24 protein-coding genes and 2 pseudogenes are annotated in these 24,805 nt (G+C 61.5%); 16 read left to right on the forward strand and 10 right to left on the reverse strand.

Annotated features, from left to right (window positions below; all coding sequences use genetic code 11):
• Positions 1–72: 72 nt before the first annotated feature.
• The 4 genes from NKG60_RS05685 to NKG60_RS05700 all read left to right on the forward strand — a co-directional run bounded on the left by NKG60_RS05685 (position 73) and on the right by NKG60_RS05700 (position 4,542).
• Positions 73–1,119, forward strand: a complete 1,047-nt coding sequence (locus tag NKG60_RS05685; protein WP_352974334.1) for an ABC transporter permease — start codon at positions 73–75, stop codon at positions 1,117–1,119.
• A complete protein-coding gene (locus tag NKG60_RS05690; RefSeq protein WP_352862789.1) occupies positions 1,116–2,000 on the forward strand; it encodes an ABC transporter permease in 885 nt (294 codons plus the stop codon). The genes NKG60_RS05685 and NKG60_RS05690 overlap by 4 nt, the downstream gene beginning before the upstream one ends.
• Positions 1,990–3,621: an ABC transporter ATP-binding protein gene (locus tag NKG60_RS05695; protein WP_352862788.1), complete on the forward strand. Its 1,632-nt coding sequence runs from the start codon at positions 1,990–1,992 to the stop codon at positions 3,619–3,621. The genes NKG60_RS05690 and NKG60_RS05695 overlap by 11 nt, the downstream gene beginning before the upstream one ends.
• A 186-nt stretch (positions 3,622–3,807) precedes the next feature.
• Positions 3,808–4,542: a protein-L-isoaspartate O-methyltransferase family protein gene (locus tag NKG60_RS05700; RefSeq protein ID WP_352862787.1), complete on the forward strand. Its 735-nt coding sequence runs from the start codon at positions 3,808–3,810 to the stop codon at positions 4,540–4,542.
• Positions 4,543–4,753: 211 nt separating this feature from the next.
• Here the strand turns inward: NKG60_RS05700 and ftsH are convergent.
• The 4 genes and pseudogenes from ftsH to NKG60_RS05720 all read right to left on the reverse strand — a co-directional run bounded on the left by ftsH (position 4,754) and on the right by NKG60_RS05720 (position 8,480).
• A pseudogene (gene ftsH, locus NKG60_RS05705) lies at positions 4,754–6,687 on the reverse strand (ATP-dependent zinc metalloprotease FtsH).
• A gap of 371 nt (positions 6,688–7,058) precedes the next feature.
• A pseudogene (locus NKG60_RS05710) lies at positions 7,059–7,334 on the reverse strand (NADH dehydrogenase ubiquinone Fe-S protein 4); the annotation flags it as partial.
• A 105-nt stretch (positions 7,335–7,439) separates the two neighbouring features.
• A complete protein-coding gene (locus tag NKG60_RS05715) occupies positions 7,440–7,934 on the reverse strand; it encodes an Hsp20/alpha crystallin family protein (RefSeq protein WP_352974337.1) in 495 nt (164 codons plus the stop codon).
• Between the two features lie 75 nt (positions 7,935–8,009).
• Positions 8,010–8,480 carry an Hsp20 family protein gene (locus tag NKG60_RS05720; RefSeq protein ID WP_352862785.1) on the reverse strand — a complete coding sequence of 157 codons (471 nt, stop codon included), beginning with the start codon at positions 8,478–8,480 and terminating at the stop codon, positions 8,010–8,012.
• Between the two features lie 229 nt (positions 8,481–8,709).
• On the opposite strand from NKG60_RS05720, the gene NKG60_RS05725 reads away from it, so the two are divergent.
• Positions 8,710–8,952 carry a hypothetical protein gene (locus NKG60_RS05725; protein WP_352974339.1) on the forward strand — a complete coding sequence of 81 codons (243 nt, stop codon included), beginning with the start codon at positions 8,710–8,712 and terminating at the stop codon, positions 8,950–8,952.
• Here NKG60_RS05725 and NKG60_RS05730 read toward each other — a convergent pair.
• A complete protein-coding gene (locus NKG60_RS05730; protein ID WP_352974341.1) occupies positions 8,949–9,086 on the reverse strand; it encodes a hypothetical protein in 138 nt (45 codons plus the stop codon). The genes NKG60_RS05725 and NKG60_RS05730 overlap by 4 nt on opposite strands.
• A 77-nt stretch (positions 9,087–9,163) precedes the next feature.
• On the opposite strand from NKG60_RS05730, the gene NKG60_RS05735 reads away from it, so the two are divergent.
• Positions 9,164–10,723, forward strand: a complete 1,560-nt coding sequence (locus NKG60_RS05735; protein ID WP_352974342.1) for a Do family serine endopeptidase — start codon at positions 9,164–9,166, stop codon at positions 10,721–10,723.
• A gap of 181 nt (positions 10,724–10,904) precedes the next feature.
• Here NKG60_RS05735 and NKG60_RS05740 read toward each other — a convergent pair whose 3' ends face one another.
• The 3 genes from NKG60_RS05740 to NKG60_RS05750 form a co-directional block, all read right to left on the reverse strand.
• Positions 10,905–11,594: a glutathione S-transferase family protein gene (locus NKG60_RS05740; RefSeq protein ID WP_352862783.1), complete on the reverse strand. Its 690-nt coding sequence runs from the start codon at positions 11,592–11,594 to the stop codon at positions 10,905–10,907.
• 22 nt (positions 11,595–11,616) lie between these two features.
• Positions 11,617–11,850, reverse strand: a complete 234-nt coding sequence (locus tag NKG60_RS05745) for a hypothetical protein (RefSeq protein WP_352862782.1) — start codon at positions 11,848–11,850, stop codon at positions 11,617–11,619.
• Positions 11,851–11,936: 86 nt separating this feature from the next.
• Positions 11,937–12,725 (reverse strand): IclR family transcriptional regulator, encoded by a 789-nt coding sequence (locus NKG60_RS05750; RefSeq protein WP_352862781.1) that lies wholly within the window; start codon positions 12,723–12,725, stop codon positions 11,937–11,939.
• Positions 12,726–12,977: 252 nt separating this feature from the next.
• Between NKG60_RS05750 and NKG60_RS05755 the strand changes: the two genes are divergently transcribed.
• The 4 genes from NKG60_RS05755 to NKG60_RS05770 are packed head-to-tail and all read left to right on the forward strand — an operon-like array spanning position 12,978 to position 17,487.
• The gene (locus NKG60_RS05755) at positions 12,978–14,030 is read left to right on the forward strand and encodes an ABC transporter substrate-binding protein (protein ID WP_352862780.1); all 1,053 of its coding nucleotides are present in this window, start codon (positions 12,978–12,980) and stop codon (positions 14,028–14,030) included.
• An 18-nt stretch (positions 14,031–14,048) separates the two neighbouring features.
• Positions 14,049–15,557 carry a sugar ABC transporter ATP-binding protein gene (locus tag NKG60_RS05760; RefSeq protein WP_352974345.1) on the forward strand — a complete coding sequence of 503 codons (1,509 nt, stop codon included), beginning with the start codon at positions 14,049–14,051 and terminating at the stop codon, positions 15,555–15,557.
• Complete coding sequence (locus NKG60_RS05765) at positions 15,554–16,519, forward strand: ABC transporter permease (RefSeq protein ID WP_352862778.1); 966 nt, start codon at positions 15,554–15,556, stop codon at positions 16,517–16,519. The genes NKG60_RS05760 and NKG60_RS05765 overlap by 4 nt, the downstream gene beginning before the upstream one ends.
• Entirely contained in the window at positions 16,516–17,487 is a 972-nt protein-coding gene (locus NKG60_RS05770) for an ABC transporter permease (RefSeq protein ID WP_352862777.1), read from the forward strand. Before NKG60_RS05765 ends, NKG60_RS05770 begins: the two co-directional genes overlap by 4 nt.
• Here the strand turns inward: NKG60_RS05770 and NKG60_RS05775 are convergent.
• Positions 17,461–18,402, reverse strand: coding sequence for an amidohydrolase family protein (locus NKG60_RS05775; RefSeq protein WP_352862776.1), 942 nt, complete (start codon positions 18,400–18,402; stop codon positions 17,461–17,463). The genes NKG60_RS05770 and NKG60_RS05775 overlap by 27 nt on opposite strands.
• A 74-nt stretch (positions 18,403–18,476) precedes the next feature.
• Here NKG60_RS05775 and NKG60_RS05780 point away from each other — a divergent pair, with 74 nt between their 5' ends.
• The 6 genes from NKG60_RS05780 (at position 18,477) to NKG60_RS05805 (ending at position 24,264) form a co-directional block, all read left to right on the forward strand.
• Positions 18,477–19,793: an alanine racemase gene (locus NKG60_RS05780; RefSeq protein ID WP_352974347.1), complete on the forward strand. Its 1,317-nt coding sequence runs from the start codon at positions 18,477–18,479 to the stop codon at positions 19,791–19,793.
• Positions 19,794–19,837: 44 nt separating this feature from the next.
• A complete protein-coding gene (locus NKG60_RS05785; RefSeq protein ID WP_352974349.1) occupies positions 19,838–20,182 on the forward strand; it encodes a RidA family protein in 345 nt (114 codons plus the stop codon).
• 9 nt (positions 20,183–20,191) lie between these two features.
• On the forward strand, positions 20,192–21,202 hold the full coding sequence (locus tag NKG60_RS05790) for a succinylglutamate desuccinylase/aspartoacylase family protein (protein WP_352862773.1): 1,011 nt from the start codon (positions 20,192–20,194) through the stop codon (positions 21,200–21,202).
• Between the two features lie 55 nt (positions 21,203–21,257).
• Positions 21,258–22,436: a hypothetical protein gene (locus NKG60_RS05795; RefSeq protein WP_352862772.1), complete on the forward strand. Its 1,179-nt coding sequence runs from the start codon at positions 21,258–21,260 to the stop codon at positions 22,434–22,436.
• Between the two features lie 269 nt (positions 22,437–22,705).
• Positions 22,706–22,957, forward strand: a complete 252-nt coding sequence (locus NKG60_RS05800; protein WP_023718464.1) for a helix-turn-helix domain-containing protein — start codon at positions 22,706–22,708, stop codon at positions 22,955–22,957.
• Positions 22,957–24,264, forward strand: coding sequence for a type II toxin-antitoxin system HipA family toxin (locus tag NKG60_RS05805; protein ID WP_352862771.1), 1,308 nt, complete (start codon positions 22,957–22,959; stop codon positions 24,262–24,264). The genes NKG60_RS05800 and NKG60_RS05805 overlap by 1 nt, the downstream gene beginning before the upstream one ends.
• A gap of 76 nt (positions 24,265–24,340) precedes the next feature.
• On the opposite strand, the gene NKG60_RS05810 is transcribed toward NKG60_RS05805, so the two are convergent.
• On the reverse strand, positions 24,341–24,784 hold the full coding sequence (locus tag NKG60_RS05810) for a MarR family winged helix-turn-helix transcriptional regulator (RefSeq protein ID WP_352862770.1): 444 nt from the start codon (positions 24,782–24,784) through the stop codon (positions 24,341–24,343).
• Between the last annotated feature and the right edge of the window lie 21 nt (positions 24,785–24,805).

Consider the following 24,805-nt stretch of genomic DNA (forward strand, 5'->3'; position numbering starts at 1 on the left):
TGGGCTCCGGCTTGCAGCCGCGTGCCCTGCCGGGTGTGGCAGGGCAGCGACGGCAACGGGAAACGCGTCCAAATGAACCCCGTCGCAAGAACGGTTCTGCAGCGCCTTGGCCTCGGCCTGGTCACGCTTTTCATCGTGTCCATCATTATCTTCTCTGCGATTGCAATGCTGCCGGGCGACTTCGCCAAGGCGATGCTCGGACAATCCGCAACACCCGAAACGGTCGCCGCCTTCCAGCGAGAAATTGGCATCGACCGTCCGCCTGTCGAGCGCTACTTCGTCTGGGTCGGGCAGATGCTTCACGGTGATTTCGGCTCTTCCTTCGCGAGCCGCACCGGATATCGGCGCACCGTCGCCGAGATCATCGCGCCACGCCTCTATAATACGATGTTCCTCGCATCGATGACTGCGCTGATCGCAATTCCGCTGGCCCTGGGACTGGGCATCCTCGCTGCGCTCTACCGCAATGGCTGGTTCGACCGGCTGGTGAACGCAGTGACGCTGACAACCATTTCGTTCCCGGAGTTTTTCGTCGCCTATATGCTTGCCTACCTGGTCATCTCGCGCGACACATTCATCGGATCCGAGTTCGCACAATCCCTGCCGCATTGGCTCGCAGTGTCACTGAACTGGCTACTCAACGCAGTTCCCAAATTCCCGACATTGTCCAACGTGAACGACCAGACGCCGTTCTGGGACCACGTCTGGAAAGTAGCCTTGCCGGCGACCACGCTTACGCTCGTCATCGTGGCACACATGATGCGCATGACACGAGCGGCGATCATCAACATGCTCGCAAGCCCCTATATCGACATGGCGCGTCTCAAGGGAACGTCGCCCATGGCCATCGTGCTCAGGCATGCCTTGCCCAACGCATGGGCTCCGATCGTCACGGTGGTGGCGTTCAATCTTGCTTATCTCGTCGTCGGAGTGGTCGTGGTCGAAGTGGTGTTCGTCTATCCCGGCATCGGTCAGCTGATGGTCGACGCGGTCAAATCAAGGGATGTTCCAGTTGTCCAGGCTTGCGCCCTGATTTTCGCGGCGACCTATATCCTCCTCAATCTGACTGCCGATATCATTTCCATCGCCACCAATCCCAGGCTCTTGCATCCGCGATGACCAGCTACGAACCCATCGCTCAGGTTCACAGGCTGAGGCGCTCGCGCGCCACCCGGGTCAAAACGGCACTGAAGAAGGCACCGTTCAGTGCCTGGTTCGGCATCCTCGTGATCATCGGCTATGTCATCGTTGCGATCTTCGCGCACTGGATCGCCCCATACGGCGAAACGCAGGTCTTCAGCGAAGCCTTCGCACCGTGGAGCCAAGAGTTCAAGTTGGGAACCGACCAGCTCGGCCGCGATATGCTCACGCGCTTGATTTACGGTGCGCGCAACACCATCGGTATCGCCATCGCGACCACACTGCTGTCCTTCGCAGTCGGCGTCTCGCTCGGCCTTCTCGCTGCATTGTACAGGGGATGGCTGGACCAGATACTCTCGCGTGCCGTGGATGTGTTGATGTCGATCCCAAGCCTGATCTTCGCCCTGGTGCTGCTCTCGATTTTCGGCTCGTCGATCACCAGTCTGATAATCATCATTGCGCTGCTCGATTCTACCCGTGTCTTTCGGCTCGCACGCGCCGTCGGGCTCAACGTGGCAGTGATGGAATATGTCGAAGTGGCGCGATTGCGCGGCGAAGGCCCGAAATGGATCATCGCCAAGGAAATCCTTCCCAACGTGATGCCGCCGCTGGTTGCGGAGTTCGGCTTGCGATTTTGTTTCGTATTCCTCACGATCGCGGCACTGTCCTTCCTGGGCGTCGGTATTCAGCCACCGACCGCCGATTGGGGATCGATGGTGCGCGAGAATGCGACCCTGATCACCTACGGCGATGTCACGCCGCTGCTGCCGGCCGGCGCGATTGCCCTCCTCACGGTCTCCGTGAATTTCGTCGTGGACTGGTTCCTGCACGCAACAAGCGGGTTGCGGGATGAAAAATAGCGCTCCCGGATTGCGCGAAAAAGGCAAGGATCTGCTTCAGATCCGCAATCTGCATGTGGAGGGGTTCTCGGACGAGCGATGGCATCCCATCGTCCGCGGGGTCGATCTGGCGCTGAAGCGGGGGGAGGTTCTTGGCTTGATCGGCGAGTCGGGCGCCGGCAAATCCACCATTGGCCTCGCCGCGATGGGTTACGCCAAGCCGGGCTGCCGTATTACTCAGGGCTCGATCCTGTTCGACGGGATCGATCTTCTGGCACTCAGCGAAACAGGGCGGCGTCGCCTCAGAGGCTCCCGTATCGCCTATGTCGCGCAAAGCGCCGCAGCCTCTTTCAATCCGGCCCACCGGCTCCTCGATCAGACTATCGAAACTGTGGTGGCGCATGGGATTGCCAGTCGAGAGAAAGCGAACCGCAGTGCGGTCGATCTTTATCGTCGTCTTCAGCTTCCAGATCCGGAGACCATCGGCTTTCGCTATCCACATCAGGTATCCGGCGGACAGTTGCAACGGGCAATGACCGCGATGGCGATGGCTTGCCGCCCGGACCTCATCGTTTTCGATGAACCAACGACGGCGCTCGATGTGACGACACAGGTCGAAGTTCTCGCCTCCATTCGCAACATCGTGGAGGAATTCAACACCGCTGCAATCTATGTGACGCATGATCTGGCGGTGGTGGCCCAAATGGCGGACCGCATCATGGTTTTGCGCCATGGACTTACCGTGGAAGAGGCAGAAACGCGCCAGATGCTCGCCTCGCCCCGCCAGGAATATACCAAAACGCTCTGGGCCGTGCGCAAGCTCGCGAAGCCCGAAGTTCCAGCCGATGAATATCTGCTTACCATAGACAACATCACGGCGGCCTACGGCCGGGCGGTTAAGGTGCTCCAGGATGTCTCCATCAAAGTTCCACGTGGAAGAACAGTGGCTGTGGTCGGCGAATCCGGTTCCGGGAAATCGACGCTCGCTCGCGTTGTTACCGGGCTGCTGCCCCCGCTTTCGGGGTCGATTTCCTTTGCCGGCCAGACCCTTTCCAAGACCCTGAAGTTGCGCCCAAAAGAGATCCTGCGCCGCATACAGATGATTTATCAAATGCCCGACAACGCGCTAAATCCGCGCCAGACGGTCGAAGAAGTCATAGCGCGACCGCTTGAATTCTATCTTGGCCTCAAGGGTGCGCAGCGGGACCGGCGGATCGGCGAACTCATGCACATGGTCGAGATGAGCGAAGCTTACCTTGATCGTCTGCCAGCCGAACTGTCGGGCGGCCAGAAGCAGCGCGTTTACATCGCCCGAGCGTTGGCCGCCGATCCGGAACTCATCATCTGCGACGAAATCACGTCCGCGCTCGACCAGATTGTGCAGGAAGAAATCCTGAAGCTCTTAATGCGGCTTCAGCGCGAGCTCGGCATGAGCTACATTTTCATCACCCATGACATTGCCACCGTGCGAGCGATCGCCGACGAAATTGTCGTCATGCACCAGGGTAAAGTCGTTGAGCAGGGATTAAAGAGCGAAATTCTCACGCCGCCGCATGCCCCCTATACCGAACGGCTTTTGTCCTCCGTGCCGGAAATGGATCCGGATTGGCTGACAAGGCTGCTGGCCAGCCGGAGGATGTGATCGTCGGGCAGAGTGTTCTTCCATGTCGCCACGGTTTACAGTCTCGCGGTAGGCGCTCGGCGAAGCCGCGCTCGATCGCAAACGGACAGCGCGCATCGCCCCGTCCAAACGAGGTGAGGGACCCTTTGCCGTCACTCGGTTTTCTGAGAGCATGACTGAGTACGCGCAATCCGGAGCCGATATTCCATGCCGACAAGAACCGATGCTAGTGAAGCGCGCCGGTGGTTTGCCGAAGACCTGCGTGTCGCATCACCTGTCTTGCACAACCCTGCGGTCATCGAGGCCTTCGCAAAGGTTCCGCGCGAACACTATCTTGGCAACGGGCCCTGGCGTATCCATTCGCGATTGCAAATCGGGGCGGTCCATACCAGCCCTTCAGCCGCACTTCATGAGATTTATCACGACGTTCTGGTCTTGCTTGACGAAAAACGCGGACTAAACAGCGGCTTGCCGTCGCTTTGGGCATTGGTTTTCGACCATCTGAACATCGCTCCCGGCCAGACTGTCCTTCAGGTGGGCGCCGGTGTCGGCTATTTCACCGCCATCCTCGCTGAACTGACGGGTTCAGAAGGACGCGTGATCGCCTATGAGATCGACGAAGAACTAACTCGGCGCGCGCAAAGCAATCTTGCTCATTATGCCCATATCGAAGTGGTGTCTGGTGATGCAACGCAGGCGGTCGATCTGCCAGACCTCGATGTCGTGATCGCTTTTGCCGGAGTGACGCACGTGCCGGAACGGTGGCTTTCAAATTTGTCCGATGCTGGCCGGATGGCATTGCCGTTCACAGGTGAAGACCGACGAGGTTTCATGATGCTTCTGGAAAGGGCTGGCGATACGTTTCCCGTACGATCACTGGTGCCATGCGGGTTTTACCCCTGCAGCGGAGCCAGGCGCAGTGACGAAGAAAAAAGGCTTTGATGGCCGCCCTCAAGGCTGCGCGAGGCAAGGTCACCCATCTCGCCCAATATCACCGAGGGCGACCAACAAACGGCTCGAGAACGCTTGGTTGGTGACCGACACATACTGGATTTCGAAGGCCTAGAGATCGACATCGATCTCGCGTGTCGCCGTCGTAGCGTGCGGCACGGCGTTCCACGAAGGATCTATACCAGCGGGCGCAGTCCGGAACTCATTGCGTCCCGAATTTCCCCGATCCGCGCGTGGGGATTGCAGCCGCGGTCCTGGCCGGCTGCAGCGCAGGCTTTCTCTTGTCCGACGATTGACTAGACCTATCCCGTACAGCGCGATCCGCCGCCGAGACATCTCCGACCAGCGACGCAAGTTCGGTCTCATCGAGCGTCTCGGTCTCGAGCAGCCTGCGTGCCGCCCTTTCCAGCACGTCGCGCCGCTCGATGAGCAGGCTGACGGTTCGTTCGAACGCGGCCTCCACAATGTCGCGCACTTCCGCGTCGATGGCATCGGCGGCGGCTTCGCCGTAGTCGTGCTCGCGCGGTCCGCCGGCGAGCGGGTTGGGGCTCAGGAAGGAGCGTGGATCCTTTTCCAGCGCCACGTGCCCGAGTTTTGCCGACATGCCGTAACGCGTCACCATGGCGCGCGCTATGTCGGTTACCTTGGCGAGATCATCGGCGGCTCCGGTGGACAGATGGCCGAATACGATCCATTCGGCCGCCCTGCCGCCGAGCAGCACCGCCATCTTGTTGTCCAGCTCCTCGCGCGTCATCAGGAAGCGGTCCTCGGTCGGACGCTGGATGGTGTAGCCGAGCGCGCCGACGCCGCGTGGTATGATCGACACCTTGTGCACCGGGTCGACGCCAGGCAGGACCATGGCTACCAGCGCATGACCCATTTCATGGTAAGCGACGATCTCGCGCTCCTTCGGGTTCAGGAGCCGATTGCGCTTCTCCAGTCCCGCGACGATGCGCTCCACCGCATTGTTGAAATCGTCCATCGTTACCGCATCCGCCTTGCGGCGCGTGGCGAGCAACGTCGCATCGTTCACGAGATTGGCCAGGTCAGCACCGGTGAAACCGGCCGTCAGCGCCGCCACTTTTTCCGCATCGACATCCGTCGCCAGCTTGGCCTTGCTCATGTGAACCTGCAGGATCTTGATGCGACCCTGCTTGTCGGGCCGGTCGACCAATACCTGGCGGTCGAAACGGCCGGCGCGCAGAAGTGCCGGGTCAAGGATTTAGGACGGTTCGTCGCGGCCAGCAGCACGACGCCGGTCTGTGGATCAAAACCGTCTAGTTCGACCAGAAGCTGGTTGAGCGTCTGCTCCTTTTCGTCATGGCCGCCGACCATGGTCCCGCGGGCGCGGCCAAGCGCGTCGAGCTCGTCGATAAAGATAATCGCGGGGGCCTTGGACCGCGCCTGTTCGAAAAGATCGCGCACGCGCGCGGCCCCGACCCCCACGAACATCTCGACGAACTCCGAACCGGAGATCGAGAAGAACGGAACCTTGGCTTCGCCCGCGACGGCCTTGGCGAGCAGGGTCTTGCCCGTGCCCGGCGGGCCGACCAGCAGCACGCCTTTGGGCATGCGGCCTCCGAGGCGGCCGTATTCGCCTGGGTTCTTCAGAAAATCCACAATCTCCTGCAGCTCGGCCTTGGCTTCATCGACCCCCGCCACATCGTCGAACGTCACCCCGGTATTGGCTTCGACATAGACTCTGGCCTTGCTCCGGCCGATTTGCATCAAACCTCCGACGCCGCCATTCATGCGTCTTAGAAGCAGCATCCACAGGCCGAAGAAGACGAGCACCGGCACAACCCAGGAAAGAAGGTCGCTCAGCAAGGTGCTCTCGACCTGGCCGGTCACAGTGACACCGTGCTCCTGCAGGTCACGGGCAAGGTTCGGCTCGACGCGTGTGGTGATAAACAGCGGCCTGCCGTCTTGTGGCTCCTTGAAACGGCCCTGGATGAAGCGGTCCGAAACCTGCACCTCAGCGATTTTGCCGGCGTTCAGCAAGGCCTCGAACTGGCTGTACGGTATTTGGGCGACGTGCTGCGTCGTGGCATAGATGTACTGGACGACCATCACGCCCACGAACGCCGCGACCCAGTACCAGATATTGAACCGCGTCTTTCTGTTGCTCATGTCCATGGCCGCCTCCAGAAGGAAACGGATATAGGTCGCCTAGCCCGCGCGGCATCGGTGTAGGCGGGGTCCGGCGCAAAAAAGTGGGAGGCCCAGACCAGCCGGCGACGATAATGGGCCTGTCATTGTCCTTTCCTGCCCGGCCAACGCGTCGTGCCGTTTCTTCCGCTGGATAGAGTCCGTCATGCGTTGTTGAAATGGCGGTTGACGGCTGCATTGCACTCGCCGGTAAGCGCCTGCGAAATGGCGGCGCTGCTGCTCTGCAGCAACGCCGGGCGGTTCCAGACAAGGTGTGCGCGGCCTGCAGCCCCGTTTCCGCATCGGACGATTCGACGCTGGACTTTTCGGCCGCCGGGCTCCCTTGAACCGTGTAGGCAGCGTTCGGCATAGTCGATAGCCGCCTGAGCCGTCGGAAAATCGAGCTCCACCTGGGTCAGCGTGTCACCACTTCCGGTGTAGCCCATCAGCGGTTCAATGACCGGCGCAGTACGCCACTCGAACACCAGCCGCCAGCCTTTCGGCCGCGCACGGCCCGAGGTCATGACTGAGCGGCAAGGCTTGTAGATCCGCGCGACCGGATCATGCGGGAACTCGGATCGACCGAATGACAGCGCTCGCCCGCGGTTGTCGTTTGCCGCTCCGAGATTTTCCACGACTGGTGTGACTTATCTTTCTTGCTTCTGCATCATTCATCCCTCCCATTTTGGCGAAGGATGCGCCGGAGGCGGCGGCCTGCCGCCTCCGACTTACTCCATGGGTCAGTGGGTGATCGGGATGCGCCTCACCTTCGACTGTTCGTTCGGGTTCTTCGGCAGTGTCAGGGTCAGGACGCCATTGGCAAAGGACGCCTTGACCTTGTCGTCCTCGACCTCGTAGCTGAGGGGTATGCGCCGCTCGAAGTGACCGTAGAAGCGCTCGGAGTAGTCCTTCTCGTCGGTCTCCGACCGCTTTTCGCCACGCAGGGTCAGCACGTCCTCATCGAGCAGGACTTCGATATCCTTCTCTTCCATACCGGGGACTTCGGCGGTGACGCGAAGCTCATTATCCGACTCCGAAATCTCCACCTTCGGCCAGCCGCTATCGAAAGGCAAAAGCTGTCCCGCAGTAGGCAAGCGCGTCTCGAAGCTCCTCAACATATCGTCAAAGAGCCTGTTTACCTCGCGGTGAAGCGAAAGAAAGGGATCGCCACCGCTATAGGTGCTCGGGGCCTGGTTGCTGTTGCGGCCCCACGGGATAAGGTCACGCATGTTCATCTTCATTCACCTCCACGTTCAACCGCGCGGCACCGGGCGAATGCCGGTGCCTGTCGCTTCTGATTCACTCTGACCTCAGGCTGCGTTCTTTTCGGCGTCAATCTGCCGCGGCGCTGCCTTAGCCGTGCTGCCGACGATGGCGATCCGGCGCTGTTTCATCTCTTCGGGAAGCTCGCGCTTGAGATCGATGTTCAGCAGCCCATTGTCCAGGCTGGCGCCGACGACCTTCACATGGTCGGCCAGTTTGAACCGACGCTCGAAGGCGCGCCCGGCAATGCCGCGATAGAGATACTGGCCGTTATCGTCGCCAGATTGTGACCCGCTCACAACCAGCAGGTTGGGCTGATGAGTGATGGTCAGCTGATCCTGCGAGAAGCCGGCGACCGCCATGGTGATGCGATAGTCGTCCTCACCAGTCTTGGCGATGTCATAGGGCGGCCAATCGTCTATCGCAGTGACACGGCTCGCATCTTCCAGCATGTTGAAAATCCGGTCGAAGCCGATGCTGGACCGGAACAGAGGGGTAAAATCGAGGTTTGTCCTCATAGCCACATCCTCCTTTGAGCAACATGGATACAAGAAGCGCCAAGAGCGCCTTGACGCCTCCTGGACTTACGCCGGACCCGTTTGGCGACCGGCAATTACTTATTTATAACAGTGCCTTACGCGTTCAAGAGGGCTATAGGAAAATTTTCAGCCAGACGACTAGGTCGCAGAGAACACCTCACCCGCCCGCGAGTTCCTCGCCAGCGGGCGGATGCCTCGGATGCTGAGAGTGGCCGCGTTCAACTCAAAGTCGATCGACGGATGCTGTAAAACCGGTGATCGCGATGCTGTCGATCTCACGACCCCGACCGGCGCCGGGAAGCTTCCCCAATTGGTCCAATTGGCGCAACGCGTCCATGATGCATCGAAGCTGACCGGTTCGGTGACTCCCGGCGGCATGCGCAGCGCCGGGACCGATTCCACTGCACAGGCATCCGATGCCCATGACGAAAGGGTTGCGCGCTTCTCCTAGACGTCCAGCGTCACGTCGGTCAGCACGTCCTGAGGTCGCTCGAAATGCCGCGCCGGATGGAGCAACCGGTCAAGAAAAACATCCGGTCCCTCGGGCCCGATTGGGGGAAAACTCGTCGAAATGGCACCTTCCATCGATAGTCCTCCGCTTTGAAAGTCTCCTCTGTTGACGTCATCTTTGGTGGCTCTCGCGATTCCCACCAACTGAGATTTTGGAGAGTTTCGACCAAATTTCAATGGCCTCGCGAGGACACATCCTCGCAGTTCAGCCCCCATCAACATTTTTTCGAACCGGTGAAACAATCGGCGTGAATGTCAGTTCTTGCGTCTGGGACAAATCGCAGCAGCGCCAGGGCGGTCGGGCAGGAGAATCAATCATGTCTTACATTTGCAGGAAGCGACTGTGCATTGGCCTCGTCGCAGGAATTTTGATGCTCTCGGCTGGTGGCTTTGCTCCGCTTTCAGCACAGGATATCCCGAACGACTTCAGCGCAATCGTGCGTCAGAAGCTGCCGGCCGTGGTCGCGATCACGACGAGGCAGATCATCCAGGACCAAACGATGCTCGACGATTTTCTCAACCCCTTCGACAGCCGCGGGCCCGCTCAGCCGCAGGTGCGAGAAGCTCTTGGCTCCGGCTTCGTGATCAGTCCCGAGGGCTACATCGTCACCAACAATCATGTCGTGGCCGACTCCACCGAAATCCACGTCGTATTCTCCGATAAGGAGACTTCGCCGGCGCGACTGGTAGGCCGCGATCCAGCAACCGACATCGCGGTGCTGAAGGTCGATCCACGCCCCAACATGACGACCACCGCCTGGGGTGACTCTGACGCAATGCAGCCGGGTGCCTGGACGATCGCGATTGGCAGTCCCTTCGGGCTCGGGGGAACCGTTACCGTCGGCGTTCTTTCCGCCCGCTCGCGCGACATCCAGGCCGGCCCTTACGACGATTTTCTCCAGACAGACGCCTCGATCAATAGAGGCAATTCCGGCGGCCCGCTGTTTAACGCGCGCGGCGAAGTGATCGGCGTCAACACGGCCATCGTCTCGCCGTCGGGCGGCAGCATCGGCATCGGTTTCGCCGTGCCGTCCCGAACTGCTCGAAGCGTCGCCGATCAGTTGATCCGCACCGGCCGGATCGAGCGCGGCTTCATCGGAGTGCGTCTCCAGGAGGTGACGCCGTCGCTTGCCCAGGCGCTTGGCATATCGAGCACCAAGGGAGCGCTGGTCGCCTCGGTCGAGCCCGGCAGCCCGGCGGAGAAGGCAGGCTTACAATCGGGCGATGTGATCACCCGGTTCGACGGCCAGGACATCCAGGGCGTCCATGACTTGACGCTGGCGGCAGCGAACGAAAAGCCAGGGTCGAAAGCGACGCTGACGAGGAACCGCGGCGGCTCCCAGCAGGAGGTTGAACTAACCGTCGGTCAACGCAAGGACGAGGAGGTACAGACTGGTGCCGTTCCGAGTCCGGAAGGGGCGGACCAACGCCTCGGGCTGTCGCTCAGCCCCATTCCGGATGAAGCGCGCCAGCAACTCGGTCTCCAGCCGGGTACCACCGGGGTGTTTATCCAGGAAGTGGCGCCGAATAGCCCCGCTGCCGAGAACGGCCTTCGGCCAGGCGACGTCATCGTCTCGGCCAACAACCGCAATGTGACGCAGTCGTCGGATATCCAGCAAGAGTGGGCGAAATCCCGTCAGCAGAAAAAGCCCGTCCTGTTCCGCATCGAAAGGCAAGGACAATCGCTTTTCATTGCAGTGGCCGCCTCCTGACGCGGTGCTGCGTCAGGCCATGCGCGGTGACGAAGAAGTGGCCTTGATGGCCACCCTCAAGGCTGTCCTGGCAAGATTACCGGACTCGCGCAGTATGATCGAGGCCGACCAGCAAATGGTCGCGAGAACGCTTTGGCTGGTGACCGGCACATACTGGATTTCGAAAGCCTGGCGATCGATATCAATCTCGCGTGTCGCCGCCGTAGGGTGTGCCATGCATTGAAGGGCGTTCCACGAAGGATTTATACCATTGCGCCAGTCGTGGCCTTCCCTGCAGGAAGTCCGCCAGTCCGCGGAATTCCGGCCAGCTTAGACGAGTGGCGAGCGCGATGTGGCCGACATGGAGCGGCGCGTCGAATTCGACCTCGCGTTCCACGAAGTCATAGGATTCGATAAGCTTCGTCGTCATGCCTGCGCCCAAGGCGGGACAACGCAGATGTTCAGGGCGACGCTTGTTTTCCCAGCGGATGGAAATGCCTGCGTCGCACATGCCGCCGGCGAGCGCCTGGAGGCGCAAGGCGGACCACTTGGCCCGCCCTGTTTCGGGCATGAGCCGACAATTGCTTTCGAGATTGTCGAGATAGTCGCAGATTACGCCTGAATCGAAGATCGCATAGCCGTCCTCCAGAACGAGAACGGGCACCTTGCCAAGCGGATTGATCGCAAACACATCATCATTGCGATTGATCGGGCTCGTCTCCTGATGAATGACGCACAGACGTCCGGCAAGCCCAGCCTCGTGGGCAAAGACCAGAACCTTGCGCGCGTAGGGGAGTGAGTCTGGTAGATGAGTTTCATGGACCGGTTCTGCGTTAGGTCTGGAACGCGGGCAACTCGAGCAGTCCGTGGCCCAGCCGCTCTTCTGCTCCATGGTTCCCGGTTCGGCGCCATCGTCATGCGTCCTTTTCCAGTTCGGACTCGGTCACGATGTTCAGCACCCGGCTCGACCGGTCGAGCGCAAGCTCCTGCGACATGCCGGAAGCCGCGACGGCCGTGGCGAGACCGGCAAGGCCGGCGGCACCCGAAGGGGTTGTGCCTGGACCGTTTGCCTCGCGAAGCCGGCTCTTCGCGTCGGCAAGCGCCGCTTCGGAGACGGTTATGACCCGAGCGTTGGCTCGGCGGAGCACGTCCGCCCTAGGGCTAGCTCCGGTGGACGTGGGATCGCACGCATCGATCCGGGACCTTCTTAGGGTCGTTCCCGTACCGATTTGTACTAGCTTCCCGCCAGCGACAACCCGCGGGCGCGCTCGCATAGCAGGACAAGCAATTCACCCCGTCGCGCTTCCGGCGTGTCGACGGGCAACACGAAGCAAAGAGTCTTGTTGATCGCCCCGTTGCCATCGCGGATGGGCGCGGCCATGCACCAGGTGAAGCGGTCGGCCAGAGCAGCCGTCTCACTGAAACCTTGCTGGCGCGCCAGAGCTACATCGCCGAAGAACTCGGCTGGCGCAATGACGCGGCCGTCGGGAAGCTTGTAGTCGCCAGGCGGAATGAAGTCCTGTATTTCCTGCTTGCTCATATGGCCGAGCAGCAGCCTTCCAGACGCCGTCCACGGGATCGGCACCTCGACTCCAACATCGCTTGAGATCCGGAACGGGCCGGGCGAGTCCCGGCAATCAAGGACGACGTATTTGTTCCCGCGCAGGCCACACAGTTGGACGGTCTCGCCCGTCTCCGCGCCTAGTCTGTCCAGGGTTTCGATGATGCGCCGATAATGGGCATTATGATGTGAGTAGGCCCAGCCGAACAGATGCATCGCCTTTCCGAAATAGACATAGCCTTCCGTCCCGACGTTCTCGAGCATTTCGGCTTCCAGCAGGCTGTTGACGATCTCATAAGTGGTCGAACGCGGCGCGCCGATCATCTTGGCGATATCGCCGACGCGCATCGGCGCGCGCTGCCGCAGAAGCGCTTCAAGCAGCGTGATGACGCGGTCAATCCCGCGGCGCCGTTCGCCATTGCGCGGCTCGGTGCGGACTTCCCTTTCGATCAAACCAGTCACGCCATCGCTCATGTGGGCCGCACCCCGCGCAAAATCATTTCGGCCCTCGTCCCAAGACGCTTGAAAGATGTCAAGGCTCAGTCTAGCATCCGATCTGTCCGATATACAGGCCTATTGTCTGGAATATCGGACAATAACGAGCCAGGCGCAGAAACTCCTGACGAGAAAAAGCGCGGTTTCCGAGATGCGGCAACCGGCGAGTTTTCTCGTCTCGACCCCGCACGTCAGGCATAACCTCAGAAGGGAACAATCATGACCAAATCATCGTTTTTCGCATCCGCCAGCGCCCTTTGCCTCGGTCTTCTCCTCAGCGTTGGCGCCGGTTCGCAGGCCAACGCCGCCGCTAAATGCATCAAGGGCGACCGCAAGGCGCCGTATACGATCGGCTGGGCCAACATCTATTCAGTGCCGACCTGGATGAAGCAGACACAGGGCACGATCGAAGCCGAAGTCGAGACTTTGAAGAAGCAAGGCTTGGTCGACAAGCTCGTCGTGACCGACGCCCAAGGCGATGCCAACGTCCAGATTCAGCAGATCCAATCGATGATCGATTCCGATGTCGATGCCATCATCCTGATCGCTGGCTCGTCGACTGCGCCGGCGCGCGTGCTGGCGGACGCCTGCGCCAAGGGCATCGCGATCATCAATTTCGACAGCCTCGTCGACACCGACCAGGTGACCGCCAAGGTCAACACCGATTCCTCACAGTGGGGCGATCAGGCGGCCAAGTTCCTGATCGACGCCATCGGCGGCAAGGGCAAAATTTTGATCCTCAATGGCCCAGCCGGCGTTTCGGTCAGTGACGACCGGCGCAAAGGCGCCGATGCCGAGCTTAAGGCTCATCCCGATGTGAAGGTGCTTGCCGAAACGAACACGCCCTACAATGTCGCGCCCGCCCAGGAAGCCGTCACCAGCCTGCTTTTCGCCAATCCCGAAATCGACGGCATCCTGTCGCTCGGCGGCGCTCTGTCGGCGGGTGCCGTGCTCGCGCTCGACAAGCAGGGTCGCGACCAGGTGCCGATCACCGGCGAGAATGCGCGCCAGTTCCTCGAACTGTGGAAGGAAAAGGGCTTGAAGAGCTGGGCGACGATGCAGCCGAACTGGCTCGGCGCTTTCGCCACCTACACGGCCGTACAGGCGCTGGACGGCAAGGATGTGCCGGCTTTCGTCAAGATCCCGCTGCCGGTGATCGACAATTCCAACATCGACGAATATCTCGCCCGGGCTAAGGATTTCCCGGCTGACGGCTACATCTATTCGCCGTACGATGAGGATCTGTTCAAGAAGCTGCTGGCCCAGAAATAGGCCTGAAGGGTTGTAGCATTGACAACCACGGCTACGCTTCTCGCCGCGCGGGGGGTGTCGAAGTCCTTCTTCGGCAACCCCGTCCTGCGCAACGTTTCCATCGCTCTGCAGCCGGGCCGCGTGCATGCGCTGCTCGGCGAGAACGGCGCGGGGAAGTCGACGCTGATCAACCTTTTGTCCGGCGCTCTGCGCCCGGAGGGCGGGGCGATCGAGGTTGATGGACGCCCGGTATCGCGCATGAGCCCCGCTCATGCGCGGCACGCCGGGATCGCGGTTGTCCAACAAGAACTCAGCCTGACGGCCAGTCTCTCGATCGCCGAAAATATCGGGCTCGGCGCCTATCCCAAGAGATTCGGGTTGGTCGATTACACCGAACTCGCCGCACGGGCCAGGGCCGCATGCGATCTTGTCGGCCTTCGCGAACCGCTGTCGACGCCGGTGGGGCATCTGTCGCTCGGCCGCCGTCAGATGGTGGAGATCGCCAAGGCGCTTTACCGGCGGCCGCGCGTGCTCATTCTCGACGAACCCACCTCATCGCTATCGGCAACCGAGACAAAAACCCTCACGGACCTGCTGGAAAGGCTTCGGGCCGAGGGCATCGCCATTCTCTACATCTCACACCGGCTGAACGAAGTGATGACGCTGTGCCAGCATGTCACCGTACTGAAGGACGGCGCCTGCACGGCGGACCGCTCCCTGGAAGAAACTGATGCCGCCGGGCTGGTGCGGCTGATGGTCGGCCGCGACCCCGGCGATCTGTTTCCACGATGGCAGCCTTCGCCATCGCCAGCCAACTCCATGTCGGTTCGTAATTTTTCGGCCGGCCTGATGCGCGACGTCGATCTCGACATCAGGACGGGCGAGGTGCTTGGGATCGGCGGTCTGGTCGGGCAGGGGCAGGAGGATTTGCTGCTTGGCCTCTACGGCGCGATCCCGGCTAGGACGGCATTCGCGACCGTAAACGGTGCTTCGGGTTTGCCGGGCGGCGTGCCGAAAGCCAATGCGCTCGGCCTCGCCTATGTCCCGGCCGACCGCAAGCGCGAAGGCCTGCACCTGATCCATCCCATCATCACCAACATGATGCTACCAGCCTTCGCAAGGCTGCCGGCGTTGAAGCTGCGCAGCCGGCGTGCCGAGCGCGATATGGCGAGGGGACTCGCCGCCCAGCTTGCCATCAAGGGCGACCTCGACCGCCCGGCGCAGGCACTCTCAGGTGGCAACCAGCAGAAAGTCGCGCTGGCGAAATGGATGCCACACGATCCGCTTGTGCTTCTCCTCAACGACCCGACGCGCGGCGTCGATGTGGAGACCAAGCGTGAGATCTACATGATGCTTCGCAATCTCGCTGCCGCCGGCAAGGCGATCGTCCTGCTCAGTTCCGACACACCCGAACTGGTGCACCTTTGCGACCGCGTCGCCGTGGTCCGCCAAGGTCGCATCATGGCCATGCTCGAGCGAGAGGCACTGAGCGAGGAAGCCATCGTCTCGGCCGCAATGGGCGCCGAACAGCAGAAAGTTGCGGCATGAGCACGGTTGTATCCTCAAGCCAAGCCGGCGCCCTCTACTGGCCGGTTCAGCTGCGCCGAAATGTTGGCGTGCGCAGCCTGTTTGCCGTGGTTCTGGCGTTCCTCGTTGCCTACGGCGTGTTGTTCCCCGGCCTCTTGACGGCGTCCGGCTTCGCCAAATTCACCCAGAGCTGGTTTCCGCTGGCGCTGGTCGCGATGGCCCAGGCGATCCTCATGCTCACCGGCGGCATCAGCTTGGCGATCGGCGCAATGGTCAGTCTCGGCGCGGTAATCGCCGCGACGACGATGATGGGGCCGCTGGGCGTAGCCGGCGGCACCGCCGTGGTGGCGCTGACCGGTATCGGCATCGGTGCCGCGACCGGGTTCATCGTCGTGAAACTTCGGTTGCCGGCCATCGTGGTGACGCTCGCCGGCTCCTTCATCATCGGCGGTGCTGCGTTGCTCATCCTGCCGAGGCCGGGCGGCGCCATTCCGGAGTGGCTGTCGGACCTGCTTGCCGGCAACACGCCGGCGGCATTCGTGTTGCTGGTGCTCGTCGTACTTTTGTGGAAACTCTATCTCGCCACGCCGCTTGGGTTGAGCCTCTATGCCGCCGGTGAGAATCCGGTCGGCGCCTATCGCTCCGGCGTGCCGGTCGATGGCGCGCGGATCGCGGCTTATGCGATCAGCGGTCTGCTTTGCACAGGCGCCGGCCTGTTCGTCGCCGCGCAAACGGGTTCGGGCGATCCGGTCATAGGCACGGCCTTCACGCTGAATTCCATTGCCGCCGCGGTGCTCGGCGGAATCGGCTTCCTCGGCGGCCAGGGCACGATGCGCGGCGCGCTTGCCGGCAGCCTGCTGCTCAGCCTGATGATCAGTGTCATGTTCTTCCTCGGCTTCACGCCAGTTGCTCAGTATGTCGCCCAAGGCCTCATCATCATCGGGGCGGTCGCCATCCCGCAATTCCGCAAGGTGCAGCAATGACAGCACGGAAAGAGAGCGCGCGCGGCAGGCGGGCGTTGACGATCCTGCGCAGCCGGCCCTTCCTCACGGTCGCTATCGTTGCCGCGGTGTGGATCGCGGCGAGCTTCGCTTCACGTGGCTTCGGCGCTTATGGTCATTTGCGCTATTTGGTCGAGTTGGGCGCGGTGATCGGCCTGGTCGCGGCGGGCCAGACCTTCGTGGTGATTGCCGGCGGCATCGACCTTTCCGTCGCGGCGATCGTCACGGTCAGTGCCGTCAGCCTCCCGCTGCTCCCATTGCAGGCGGATCCGACCGGGCTCACAGCCGTTCTTGCAGTGCTTGCGTTGACGACCGCGATAGGTCTCGTAAACGGGCTGGGCGTGGCGCTGTTGCGCGTTCATCCAATGATCATGACTCTGGCGATGGCGACATTCCTGCAGGGCCTCCTGATCATCATCGCCGGCGGCAGCGCCGTGACCGCCGAGAACCCGCTGGTCCGCTGGCTCGGCAATGCGCGGCCAGCCGGTATTCCGGCAGGCGTGCTTTTGTGGGTGGCCATTTCCGTGATCGTTCTGACCACGATGCATGCGACATCCCTAGGCGCCCGGATTTTCGCCATGGGCGCCAATCCGCTTGCCGCGGCGCTCTCCGGAGTTTCCGTCGCCTCGACCACGCTCGCGGTCTATGGGATCAGCGGCTTCTGTTCGGGACTTGCCGGTGTGTTGGTCCTCGGCATGAACGGCCAAGGCTATGTCGGGATCGGAGATCCCTATCTCCTCGCCTCGATTGCCGCCGTGGTGCTCGGCGGCACCTCGATACTGGGCGGGCTCGGCACCTATGCCGGTACTATCCCCGGCGCCATCCTGCTGGTCACGATCACGGCGCTGATCACCGTCGTCAATGCATCGCCCGGCTGGCGCAGTATCCTGTTCGGGTCGCTGATTCTGGGGCTGCTGCTTCTCTCAGGCAGGGAGCAGGCCCGCCGATGAAATATCGTGCAGCCGGTAGATGCGCCTTGCGTTGCCGAAGAACAGCGCCGTTTGCTCGTCCGCGGAAAGCTCTCCTGCAATGGCTTTGAAGCTGTCATATACTGCATCGAACGACGCATGCAGGCCGGCGACTGGGAAGTCACTGGCGAACATCGCGCGCTGCGTACCGAAACAGTCGATGCAATGCATGACAACCGGCTTCAGGCTGTCGAGTGTCCAGTCATGATCGTAGGCGACCAGATCCGATATCTTGATGGCAGCGTTGTCGCACTCCGACAAAAGCCGCAGCCCTTCGCGCCACACCCGCATCCCGTCCGCATCGCGATCGATAGGGCTGCCGCAGTGGTTGAGAACAAAGAGCTGGTCCGGAAAGGCCGCTGCGAGGCGCGCCGCACCGGCGAGCTGGCGCGGAAACACCATCAGGTCGAAAACCAGCCGGTGGCGCCCAAGCAGGGACAGGCCGGCACGCCAGGCCTGATCGTCCATGATGCCGTCACGGGCAGCAAAACAGCGGGCAGGATCCGGATCCCAGCTCAGTATGTCGCGCACACCGACGACACGGTCGAATGCCGCCTGCGTCTCGACCAGCGCCGGCGCTTGGCGGCTCGCCAGCGGTATGTGAACGACATAACGGGCGGCCACGCCGCGCGACTTGTCGAGCGTTTCAAGCCACCGCGTTTCGCCGACGCAGTCATCCCCGGTCCAGCCGGCTTCGACATGGACGGTTGCGACGACATTGTGCCGGCCGGCATCGCGCAAATAATCTTCAGGAAGGTAGTTTCGCCGCAACGGGCCAAGCTCCCCCAGACCGCCGCGTTCGCCAGCCGTTGTGGCGAGCCAGGGGTGCCGGCTGAGGCCGAGATCCCAAAGATGATGGTGGGCATCGATGATCGGTCCGCGGTAAGGTGTTGGCACGCATCTCTCTCATGGTGTGGCCGGAATCGGAAATCGATCCGGACTTCATCCTGTGAAGGAAGGACTAGCATCGGATGACCGAAAGCTCACCCGTACTGTCGCTGGCGACCCGAGAAAATTTCCTCCTCGATGACCGTATCCGCGGCGTGCCGCCTGGCACGCTCGGCTTGGACAGCAGCCTTGTCGCGTCTGAGCACTGGCATCCAGCGCATGGGCGTATGTCGTTGCCGGTGTTGACCGTCGACGAGGAGGCCTTCATCGCCAATCGTGACCTATTCCTGCGCTATGCGCGAGAACAGGGCTCCGTGATCGCCCCGCATGCCAAGACCCCGATGGCGCCTGATCTTGCCCGGTCCCTGATCGAGGCCGGAGCATGGGGCACGACCGTCGCCGACATACGGCAGGCCACGGTGATGCTCAGAGCCGGACTCTCTCGGCTGATCATCGCCAATGAGGTCGGCGGACCAGGTGGTGCGAACCGGCTTGCGGTTCTTGTCAGCGCCTGGCCAAGCGCCGAGTTCTACGTTTTCGCCGACTCGATCGCCGCCGTGAATGCGCTTGCCGAAGCCTGGCGGGCCAATGCGACGCTGCCGCCATTGCGCGTGCTCGTCGAACTTGGTGCGGGGAGGGCAGGCGCCCGGACCACCGGCGAAGCGGAGGCAATTGCCGACGCGATTGCAGCAGCCAGCGGCCGGCTGCTGATCGCCGGCGTCGCAACCTATGAAGGTGCCGCGGCGCAGCCCGATCCTGGCCGCACCGATGAGGCAATATCCGCACTGCTGACAATGACAGCCGACATGTTCCTGCGGCTCCGCGCTCGCGTCGGCGGCGACACCCCGCTGATCGTCACGGCAGGCGGCTCGGTATACTTCGACAAAGTGGTCGCAGCGCTTTCGCCTCTCGTTTCCAGGGACAGCAGCGCGACGCTGGTGCTGCGCAGCGGCGCCATCTTCTTCCACGACCATGGCGTCTACGACCGCTCGCTCGGCGCACTCGATGCCCGCGAGGGTTTTGCAGTCGGCGGCTTCAATGCGTCCGCACGAAATTCGTTCCGTCCGGCTTTGCGCCTGTGGGCCGAGGTACTGTCGCGGCCGGAGCCCGGCCTTGCGATCTGCGGCATGGGCATGCGCGACGTGTCGTTCGACCAGGGCTTTCCGATGGTCCTGACCATCTTTCGTGCCGGCAAGCAGCTGCCGATAGCGCGTTCCGAGGTCTTCAAGCTCAACGACCAGCACGCCTTCCTGACAATTGCGTCGGGCGATGATGCCGTCGGCGACACCGTTGAATTCGGCATCTCCCATCCCTGCACCTGCCTCGATCGCTATCGCGTGATCTTCGGCGTCGACGCGGCCGGGTATGTCAGCCACGCCTTTCCCACCTATTTCGGCTGACCATCGTCGCGATTTCCAAAAAGAGAACCTCGAAAGGATCCAATATGATCAAGTACTTCCAGTCCGGCTCCCGCATGTCGCAGGCGGTCGTCTATGGCGGCCTCGTGCACATAGCGGGCCAGGTCGCAGACGATCGCAAGGCCGGCATCGAGGGTCAGACGAGCGAGGTACTCTCTAAGGTCGAGGCGCTCCTGGTCGAGGCCGGCAGCAGCAAGTCAAAGCTCGTGGCGGTCAATATCTTCCTGCCGCAGATTGGCGATTTCGACGCCATGAACAGTATCTACGATGCCTGGGTGGATTCCGCCCGTCTGCCGGCGCGTGCCTGCGTCGAGGCGCGTCTCGCTGATCCTGACCTCCGCATTGAAGTCACCGCCATCGCGGCTGTGTGAACCGCCGCCATGCACACCGGCATCAGCCATTCGCTCGATTTCGATCGGGACGGCAAGACGCTCAGCCATCTGAGCATCCCGTTCTCGATAGACCGTTCGCCATATTTCCAAATCAAGGTCCCGATCTGCCTCATTCGCAACGGTCAGAGTCCGTCTCTCCTTCTTATGGCCGGCAATCACGGCGATGAATATGAAGGCGAGCTGTCCTTGGCGAAGCTGGTCCGCCGGCTCGATCCAGCGCGCGTCAGGGGCCGCGTCACCATCCTGCCGATGGCCAATGTGCCGGCGGTGATGGCCGCCAAACGCTGCTCGCCGCTCGATGGCGGCAATCTCAATCGCGCCTTTCCCGGAGATCCGTCGGGCGCGCCGACAAGCCGGCTCGCCAACTTTCTCGAGACAGACCTGTTCCCCCGACACGACATTGTCTTCGACATCCATTCGGGGGGCACTTCGATGGAACATCTGCCGACTGCACTCGTCGAGCGCAATGCCGATCCCGAGCGCCACAGGCGCGGGGTGGAGCTGATGCGGGCGCTCTGCATGCCCTATGGGTTCGTGGCCGACAATGGCCAGGCCTCGCCGACCTCCATGGGCGCAGCGCGCCGTGCCGGCGCCATCGGCGTCAGCGGTGAGTTCGGGGGCGGCGGCACCGCCACGGTCGACACGATGGCGATCACCGCTCGCGCGATCGACAATCTGCTGATTGCGCTAGGCCTGGTCGACGGGCCAGTTGTTGGCGCGGAGTCAATGGATTCGATGCCGACGCGACTGCTTTCGCTTTCGCGGCATAGCCAAGGCCTCTACGCCACCCGCCGCGGCTGGTTTGAACCCGCCGTGAGGGTTGGCGACAGCGTGAGCGCCGGACAATTGGCTGGCTGGTATCACGATCTCGAAAGGCTCGATTTTGCCGAGGAAGCCTTGCATTTTGCCGAAAACGGCATCGTGCTTTCGCGGCGGCTGCATACAATGTGCGAGGCAGGAGACTGCCTCATGCAAGTCGCCGAACCCATAGAAACCTAAAGGGAAACCGCACGGCGTCTGCCTGCTGCGTCACTCTGGAGAACTGAGGATATCTATGCAGCTTTCCATGTGGACCTACCCCTGGGATGTCCAGGATCTGGGCTTCGAGATGGTCGAACGCGATCTGGTCGAACGCGCCGGGGTCAACATGATCAGCCTTGCGGCCTCGTATCATGCGGGGCGCTTCCTTCAGCCGCGCAGCCCGCGCCGCAAAGCCTATTTCCCGGAGGACGGCACGATCTACTTCAAGCCAACCGCCGCGCGCTGGGCTGACCTCGCAATTCAGCCCAAGGTGGCGGACGTGATCTCGCAGGGCGGCGACGTGCTTGGCGAGCTCGTCCGCAGACGAGACGCCAATGGGCTGGGTGTTTCGTGCTGGACGGTGTGCCTGCACAATACCCGCGCCGGCATGCTTCATCCGCAGGTGGTTACCCGAAATGCCTTCGGCGATCCCAATTATTACAACCTTTGTCCCTCGCATCCGGATGCGCGCGCCTATGTTCGCGCGCTGGTCGCCGACGTTACGCACACTTACAAGCCGGACAGGATCGAGCTCGAAAGCCCGTCATTCATGAGCTTCGCCCACGAATACCATCACGAGAAAGACGGTGTCGGGCTGGCCGCGGAAGATGACTTCCTTCTGTCGCTGTGCTTTTGCCCGTCCTGCCTCGCCCGCGCCGCTTATGCCGGCATTGACGGCGAGGCGGCGCGTAAACTAGTCAGAGGGTGGATCGTCGAGACCTGTGATCGTGCCGTTCCGGCACCGCGTTTTCCGGACTTTCCGAACGGTAGCTTCGATACCTTCCGGCCCTGGCCAGAATTATACGACTTTCTGCTGTGGCGGTTCGAGCCGGTGACCAGCTTGGTTGCCGAGCTGCGCGACGTTGCCGATCCGGGCACACGTGTCCTCATCATTGACCTGAAGGACGGCTGGTTGGGCGGCTGCGATCTGGCGGCTCTCGGCCAGGCTTGCGACGGCGCGATCCTGTGCGCCTACGATATGCAGGCCAGCGATGTCGCAGATCTGATGGCCACTGGCCGTGCCACGCTTGGAGCAGAGAAATTCCTTGGGACCGGTTACCGGCTGTTCCATCCGGAAATGGCAGGCCCGGACATTCTCGCCGCCAAAGTGAAGCCGGCGCTGGCGGCGGGCGTCGATGGCATCAATTTCTACAATTACGGCCTAGTCCCTGCCGCACGCCTCGATTGGGTGAGCGCCGCACGATCTCTGTGAACAATCGATTCACTGCCGATCCAATAGGCCTCATTTTGTCTCGAGCATTGCGCGTAATGGAGAGGCGCTCGGAGGACTTCCTGCATGGATCCTCGCATCGCCTTTGGCCGGCGGCCAGCAGCCTATTCTAGCTGAAAACCGAGGCATGGCTGTGAGGGCCACGCGGGAGGGAGGGAGTTATACGGTAGAGCGTATCTCACAATTTTATTCGCTCTGGCGCATATTGAAATTTATCTTCTGAAGCGTATATCTCATAGGAGAGGTACGCTGTGGACCAAATCGCCCGAACGCCTAAGCAACTCGGAGATGCCATCCGGCGGCGGCGCCGCAAACTCGGCCTGAACCAGGCCACTGTCGGGGAGCACACGATGTTGCGCCAAGCGACCATCTCGGCCGTCGAGAATGGTGCGCCCGGGACACAGCTCGGAACGCTTTGCGACATTCTCGCAGCGCTCGACCTTGAATTGGTTGTCCGCTCTCGGACCAGGGCAAAGTCGACCGAGATCGAGGACGTCTTTTGATGGCTCGTCCGCGGCGGCACCTCCCGCTCAACGTCTTCTTGAACAGCCGTCTCGTCGGACGGCTGAATAGACAATCCAGCGGCGCGATCGATTTTCAGTATGATCCGTCCTGGCTTGCCTGGGAGCACGCGCTACCAGTCTCGCTATCTCTGCCGTTACGTGAAGATCGCTACATCGGTGCACCCGTCGTTGCCGTGTTCGACAATCTCCTGCCCGACAGCATCCCCATTCGCCGCCGTATGGCTGAGCGTGTTCACGCCCAAGGGATAGACGCCTACGACTTGCTTGCCGCTGTCGGACGGGATTGTGTCGGCGCACTGCAATTCCTGCCGGATGATGTCGAGCCGGGCCCCGCCGGTATTGTCGACGGCAAACCCGTTGACGATACCGAGATTGCTCGTCTCCTCCGCGATCTGGCATCGGCCCCCCTCGGGCTGGGCGAGGATGAGGATTTCCGGATCTCGATCGCTGGCGCTCAGGAAAAGACTGCGCTCTTGTTCTGGAAAGGACGTTGGTACAAGCCGCTGGCGACGGCTGCTACAACGCACATCCTCAAGCCACAGATTGGACGCTTGCCAAATGGCATCGACCTTTCCTTCAGTGTTGAAAACGAATTTTTCTGCCTTAAGATGACAGCCGCCCTGGGACTCCCTTGCGCCGTCGCCGCAATCGAGGAATTCGAAGGCAATCGCGTGCTCGTAGTCGAACGTTTCGACCGCCGATGGACGAGTGACAACCGTCTCCTGCGCTTGCCCCAGGAAGACTGTTGCCAGGCTTTGTCTGTGCCTCCGTCGCTGAAATACGAATCCGATGGCGGGCCTGGGGTTCCAGCTATCCTTGGTCTGATGAAGGGAAGCGATCAACCGGAGCTAGATCAAGCTGCGGTTCTGAAGGCCGTGGTCGCCTTTTGGCTGCTCGGCGCCACAGATGGGCATGCCAAGAATTTTAGCGTCTTTCTTTCTCCCGGCGGCCGGTTCCGCATGACGCCGTTATTTGATGTGATCTCAGCGCAGACCAGCCTTGATGCGGGACAGATCAGGCGCAACAAAATGAAGTTGGCGATGGCTATAGGCGACGCACGCCACTACCTTATCGATAGCGTGATGCCGCGCCATTTCATCCAGACCGCCGCCAAGGCAGGAATTGGTCCAAAACCCGTCACGGCAATCTTTGACGAGCTGCGCCAACAGGCGCTAATGGCAATTGAACTAGTTTCTGCATCACTCCCAAAGGGTTTCCCTTCGCAAGTCGCAGATGCCATTGGCAATGGGGTCAAAGCTCGCGTGCGCAGACTGGAAGAGGTGTGATGCTGAAGATCGAGGCACAACCAGGGGACGGTCCAATTGATCTTCCTTAGCAGCAGCAACGCCGCGCGGGACGTAATCAACCTTCGGGCTTGCCAGCCTGTAACTTTCTGACCAGGCCGATCAGCTGATCCAGTTCCGCGCGTGTAAGCGGAAGCATCTCGCCAGGGGGCTTGTGATATTCCCTTGTTAATTCCTCAATGGTTGCAGCACCCTTGGCCGTAAGCTTGACAAGTTTGACACGGCGATCGCTTGGCGACGGAACCCGTTCGGCGAGCCCCGCCTGCTCCAACCGGTCGACCAGCCAGGTCGCCGTCGAAGGGTCGCAGTGCCATTGAGCGGCCAATGCGCCGATCGGCTTGCCCGCATCTTTGTCGAGCGCGAAGAGGGCGCGCGAGTCGTTGGGCGTCAGGCCTAATTTCTGCTGGATCGCCAACCGGTCCGGCGCGGACCGCATAAGGAAATCAAACATCAGGCGCCAGGCCTCGGTGGCGTGCTGCAAGCGATCTTGGCTCGGTCTCATTCCACGCTCCCTTCGCGTCTT

Origin of the sequence: Mesorhizobium sp. M1428 (assembly GCF_040317515.1) — a bacterium.
Taxonomy (GTDB): Bacteria; Pseudomonadota; Alphaproteobacteria; order Rhizobiales; family Rhizobiaceae; genus Mesorhizobium.